Raw genomic sequence first — 1,069 nt, forward strand, 5'->3', positions numbered from 1 at the left:
TAACGGTCACTTGCAAGTTGTCGTTGCGGATTTCGAAGAGCGTCAGCGTCCGCAGGACGAAGACGGTCAAGAAAGGAGCAGAGACAACGCACCGCACTGACCCCGCAATGCAATTTGCAAAATGTTACCTGCTGGCTTTTGTGTTCAGACAAGGATTCGAACCTTTCTTTCTCCATGCCTTTGTGAAAAATCAGTCACATAGGCTCGGAGATATGCTACCATTACATCAGTCTAAACATTTTATATATTGTTGAGAATAAAATAATTCTCTATCAAAAAGTTGTCAATTTTTAATGCAAAAAACCTTAAAAATTTATTATACGCCATAACTTTATTCAAAGGAACAGTCACTATTTCACCATGTCCAATTTTGTTTCTGTAATCTCTCATAGAATCAAATGTCTGAACTAGGTCCATATCCTTAAGTTCTCCGTACTCATTTATTTTGTCGGACATATCCATGCCAAACATTTCTTTTAGGAGAACGGGAATGTCTGCACTAACAAATTTTTTTGAAGCGACATAATCCACGAAATATTTTGCCCCCCATAAAGAAAAAAACTCGCTGGTGAATGTATATTTGGGAATAGAGGATAATTCACTTAATGCTTTTTTGTATTTATCTTTTTTTCCAGGTTTGGGAGGCTCTCTTAATTTCTTCGTTTTGTCTAAATGCAATTTATTTTGATTAATCTTTTTAGTATGAAGTAGATTAATTCCATTTATAAAATTCTCCTTACCTCCATAAAAATCAAGCAACTCGCTCATAGCATCTTTGAAATAAAATTCAAAAAAACTCCAAGAGCTAAATAGAATATATTTTGCTAGGTTGTCGTCCGAATGTTTTAATAGTGCCTTTAATCGGGCAAGGTCTTCAATTTGCTCAAAATAGGTTGGTTTAGTTAGCCCGTAGTCTTTTATATTGCATTCTATCCCTTTTATAGTCTTTGAAAGATTGGGCATCGCATGACAAGTCAAAAGAGCAAAGTCTAAAATTCTTTGCTGTTCAATTTTTAGTCTGGTAAAAGCGTCAGTGTTGTTTTTCATTTCTTCAAGCTTGCAGGTAACG

The 1,069-nt window shown here is 35.3% G+C and carries 1 protein-coding gene; it reads right to left on the reverse strand.

The genetic code is table 11. The features are described from left to right. Positions 1-240: 240 nt before the first annotated feature. On the reverse strand, positions 241-1,069 hold an 829-nt coding region (locus tag G4420_RS23220), incomplete at its 5' end, for a HEPN domain-containing protein (protein WP_204273805.1).

It is taken from the genome of Draconibacterium mangrovi, from assembly GCF_010586825.1.
Lineage (GTDB): Bacteria > Bacteroidota > Bacteroidia > Bacteroidales > Prolixibacteraceae > Draconibacterium > Draconibacterium mangrovi.